4 protein-coding genes are annotated in these 4,470 nt (G+C 70.4%); all 4 read right to left on the minus strand.

Annotated elements, in window-relative coordinates; genetic code table 11:
- On the minus strand, positions 1–1,170 hold a 1,170-nt coding region (locus tag VFE05_12450; GenBank protein ID HET6230875.1), incomplete at its 3' end, for an ATP-binding cassette domain-containing protein.
- The gene (locus VFE05_12455) at positions 1,167–2,291 is read right to left on the minus strand and encodes an ABC transporter ATP-binding protein (protein HET6230876.1); all 1,125 of its coding nucleotides are present in this window, start codon (positions 2,289–2,291) and stop codon (positions 1,167–1,169) included. The genes VFE05_12455 and VFE05_12450, both read right to left, overlap by 4 nt.
- 224 nt (positions 2,292–2,515) lie before the next feature.
- Positions 2,516–3,121 (minus strand): Uma2 family endonuclease, encoded by a 606-nt coding sequence (locus VFE05_12460; protein ID HET6230877.1) that lies wholly within the window; start codon positions 3,119–3,121, stop codon positions 2,516–2,518.
- A gap of 7 nt (positions 3,122–3,128) precedes the next feature.
- Positions 3,129–4,286 carry an oligopeptide ABC transporter permease gene (opp4C, locus tag VFE05_12465; protein HET6230878.1) on the minus strand — a complete coding sequence of 386 codons (1,158 nt, stop codon included), beginning with the start codon at positions 4,284–4,286 and terminating at the stop codon, positions 3,129–3,131.
- Positions 4,287–4,470 lie beyond the last annotated feature (184 nt).

Below are 4,470 nucleotides of genomic sequence, written 5' to 3' on the forward strand. Positions count from 1 at the left end.
CGCCGCCGCAAGGTCGTGGAGCTGATGGAGCGCGTGGCGCTCTCGCCGTCCTACGCGCGCAAGCTCCCGCACGAGCTCAGCGGCGGGCTGCGCCAGCGCGTCGGCATCGCGACGGCGCTGGTGGTCGGCCCGAAGGTCATCGTGGCCGACGAGCCGGTGTCGGCGCTCGACGTGTCGGTGCAGGACCAGGTCGTGCAACTGCTGGCCGAGCTCCAGCAGACGACGGGCGTCGCCTTCGTGTTCATCTCGCACGACCTCGGCGTCGTGCGCGATGAAGAGGTAGCTGAGGCCGAACTGCCGCTGCAGGTCCTGCAGCAGGTTGATGACCTGCGCCTGCACCGACACGTCGAGCGCCGACACCGGCTCGTCGCACACGATCAGCTCCGGCTCCACCGCCAGCGCCCGCGCGATCCCGATGCGCTGCCGCTGTCCGCCCGAAAACTCGTGCGGGTAGCGCACGGCGTGCTCCGGCCGCAGCCCCACGATGCTCAGCAGCTCCGCCACACGCGCGTCCGCCGCCTTCCCCTTCGCAAGGTTGTGCACCGTGAGCACCTCGCGCAGCGTCTCGGCGATGGTCATGCGCGGGTTGAGCGACGAGAAGGGGTCCTGGAAGATGATCTGCGCCCGGCGCCGCAGGGTGCGCAGCTCGTCCTTGCCCATGTCGAAGATGTTCCTGCCGCGGAACTCGGCCGTGCCCGCCGTCGCCTCCTGCAGGCGAAGCAGCGTGCGGCCGGTGGTGCTCTTGCCGCAGCCGGACTCGCCCACCATCCCCAGCGTCTCGCCCTTGCGCAGGAAGAAGGAGACGCCGTCCACCGCCTTCACGTCGCCCACGTGGCGGTTGAAGAAGCCCTTGTGGATGGGGAAGTACTTCTTGAGCCCGCGTACCGCGAGCAGCGCGTCGGGCGGCGTCTGCATCTCGTCCGGCGTCGTGCCGCGCAGGTCGCTGTCGCCCTTCGCGGGCGGAAGCTCCTGCCGCTCGGGCGACTCCGGCATGCGGTGGATCACCCCGCCACGCCCTCGCCCCGCCGCACCCTCCAAGCTCCCCGGCGTGCGCTCCACGCCCTCGCCCACCAGCCCCTCGGCATGGCGGCCGGTCTCCTCGCCGCCCACGCGCCCATCGGCCGACCCTTGGCCGCCCGCGGGGGTGCGTCCGTCCGGCGCCGCGCTCATGCCACGCCTCCGTCGGCCGCGGGGACCACGTCTTCGGGCCGTCCCGCCACCGGCATCGCCGCGCCGGTGCCCGTCACCGCGCCCGCGGCGGTGAAGCCACCGCCCGCCGCGCGGATCTCGTCGCGCTTCTCGGGATACTTCACCAGCCAGCACTTGTTTCGCCGGCCGGGGCCGATGTCGAACAGCGGCGGCTCCTCCTTCTCCGTCTTCTCCCAGCCGTACGGGCAGCGGTCGTGGAAGCGGCAGCCCACCGGCCAGTTGAGCGGGCTGGGCACCACGCCGGGGATCACCGCCAGCCGCTCCACCTGCTCGCCCAGCTTGGGCATGGAGCGCAGCAGGCCCTCGGTGTACGGGTTCTGCGGGTCGTGGAACACGTCGTCCACCGGCCCTTCCTCGAACACCTGGCCCGCGTACATTACGATCACGCGGTCGCACGTCTCCGCCACCACGCCCAGGTCGTGTGTGATGAGGATGATGGACATCCCCAGCTCCTCCTGGAGCCGGTTCAGCAGGTCCAGGATCTGGGCCTGGATGGTCACGTCCAGCGCCGTGGTCGGCTCGTCGGCGATGAGCAGCTTGGGGTTGCACGCCAGCGCCATGGCGATCATCACGCGCTGCCGCATGCCGCCGGAGAGCTGGTGCGGGAACTCGTCCACCCGCTGGTGCGGGATGGGGATGCCGACCAGCTGCAGCATCTCGATGGCGCGGTCGCGGGCGTCGCGCTTGTTCAGCCCCTGGTGCAGCCGCAGCGACTCCACGATCTGGTCGCCCACGCGGAACACCGGGTTCAGCGACGTCATGGGCTCCTGGAAGATCATCGCCACGTCGTTGCCGCGGATCTGGCGCATGCGGCCCTCGGTGGCGCGCGCCAGGTCCTCCATCTCGCCGTTCTCCTGCCGGAACAGGATGCGCGAGCCGTCCTGGATGCGGCCGGGCGGCTCGGGGATCAGGCGCATGATGGAGAGCGACGTCACGCTCTTGCCGCTGCCCGACTCGCCCACGATGCCCAGCGTCTCGCCGGGGTTCACGTGGAAGCTCACGCCGTCCACGGCGCGCGCCAGGCCCGCGTCGGTCTTGAAGTACGTGCGCAGGTTCTCCACCTGCAGGATCGGCTCAGCCATCCAGTAGCGCTTTCAAGACGGTGTTGTCGCTTCGTGGGCGAGACGCGCCCGTTGAGCCTCGTACGACGTACGGCTTGGGCGAATGCCCGCTGCGCGGCCACCGCGCTCTATTCCGCGGGACACGAAACCACCGTGTCCAGCGGAACGAAGCCCCGCGCAAACCGCCGCGCGGGTCTTCGCCCTCCGGGTCACGATCGCTTTCGCGGCGGTGCCGGCGCGACGCATCACATCAGCCCCCACTCCGCCAGCACGTCCCACGCGTCCGGCAGCGGCTCCGCCCACAGCCACTCGGCGTCCAGCCAGAAGCCTTCCATCACCCGGCTGTGGAGGCGGCCCTCCGCATCGGCGGGGACGACGTCGAACCGTCCGCCGTCCGCGAGCCGGTACAGCTCGGCGGAGTGGACGAGCGGGTCGATCAGCCAGAACTCGCGGACACCGGCGCGCTCGTACTCGCGGCGCTTCTCGTCGCGGTCACGCGTCCGGCTCTCCGGGCTCACGACCTCGACGACGAGGTCTGCGGGGCCATCCAGGAAAGTCGGCTTGATCCGCCCGCCGTTCTGGGCTGCGATGAAGAGGATGTCGGGCTCGCGTCCCGCCTGCGCCGTCTTCATGTAGAAGGGCGCGTGCAGCACCGTCCCCAGCTTCCGCCGCTGCGCCAGCAGGTTCATAAGGGTGGTGAGGAAGACGGTGATGCGCGCGTGCCGCTCGGACACGGGGCTCATCGGCACCACCTCTCCGTCCACCCACTCCGCGCGCACGTCCTCGCTCGCCGTGGCGAGGAAGTCCTCCCACGAGATGCGGGAATGGAGCGAGTCCGCGCGCGTAGCCATCGGGACCTCAAATCCTCAGGCGCGGGTCCAGCGCGTCGCGCAGGCCGTCGCCCAGGAGGTTGAAGGCGATCACGGTGAGCACGATGGCCAGGCCGGGGAAGGTGGAGATCCACCATGCCTGGATCAGCACGTCGCGGCCGTCGGAGATCATGTTGCCCCAGCTGGGCGTCGGCGGCTGCACGCCCAGGCCCAGGAACGAGAGCGACGCCTCGGTGAGGATCGTCTGGCCGATGCCCAGCGTGGCGGACACGATCACCGGCGCCAGCGTGTTGGGCACCACGTGCCGGAAGATGATGCGCCCGTCCCCCATCCCCAGCGCCCGCGCGGCCTGGACGAACTCCCGTTCTCGGAGCGATAAGACCTCGCCACGGACGATGCGAGCCGTTCCCATCCATCCCGTCAATCCGAGCACCACCACCACGAGCCAGATGCTGCTCTGGAAGAGCGCGATGACCACGATCAGCAGCACCAGGCGCGGGAACGACAGCATCATGTCGGTGAAGCGCATGAGCATGGAGTCTACGATGCCGCCGTAGTAGCCGGCCAGCGCACCCATCAGCGTGCCCAGCGTGACGCTGATGCCCACCGCGATGAAGCCGATGGTGAGCGAGATGCGCGACCCGTAGAGCACGCGCGAGAAGATGTCGCGGCCGAACTTGTCGGTGCCCATCAGGTGCTGGATGGACGGATGCAGGTAGCGCGACAGCACGATGTCGCCCTGCGCGACCGGGTCGTACGGCGCGATCATGGGGGTGAGCAGCGTGACCACGTACAGCAGCACCATCACCCCCAGCCCCGCCATCGCCATGCGGTTGCGGCGGAAGTGCCGGCCCGCGATGGCCCACTGCGAGTCGCCGCGCTTTCGCGGTGGCTGCCCCGCCCGGCGCACGCTGCGAACCGTCCACCACGCCATGGCCGCCGCCAGCAGCAGCAGCGAGGCGATGGCGACCATCATGTCCACCGGGAAGCGCTGGCCGCCGGCCCGGATGGCGCCGATGCGGCCCCACGCCATGTAGGCCACCGCCAGGATCAGCCCCCAGCCCAGCAGCAGGAGCGCGAACCTGAACACCGCCCCGCCTCCGCGGCCGGGCGCCGGCGGAAGCGGCGACGCGCCGTCGGGCAGCGGCTCGGGAGGGGAGGCCTCAACGTTGGGCGAAGCGCGCATGCGTCGGCTACTCCGTGCGGATGCGGGGGTCGACCACCGCGTAGAGGACGTCGGACAGCAGGTTGCCCAGCACCACGATGGCCGCGATCACGAAGCTGGTGGCCATCACCAGCGGATAGTCGCGCTGGAAGATGGCGTCCACGATGGTGCGCCCCATCCCCGGCCAGGCGAAGATGGTCTCCAC

Source organism: Longimicrobiaceae bacterium, from assembly GCA_035696245.1.
Taxonomy (GTDB): Bacteria; Gemmatimonadota; Gemmatimonadetes; order Longimicrobiales; family Longimicrobiaceae; genus DASRQW01.

What these genes read in the sequence shown, in the direction of transcription:
- VFE05_12460 (HET6230877.1), bottom strand. Translation starts at nt 3,121, where the DNA reads ATGGCTACGCGCGCGGACTCGCTCCATTCCCGCATCTCGTGGGAGGAC.
- opp4C (HET6230878.1), bottom strand. Translation starts at nt 4,286, where the DNA reads ATGCGCGCTTCGCCCAACGTTGAGGCCTCCCCTCCCGAGCCGCTGCCC.
- VFE05_12455 (HET6230876.1), bottom strand. Translation starts at nt 2,291, where the DNA reads ATGGCTGAGCCGATCCTGCAGGTGGAGAACCTGCGCACGTACTTCAAG.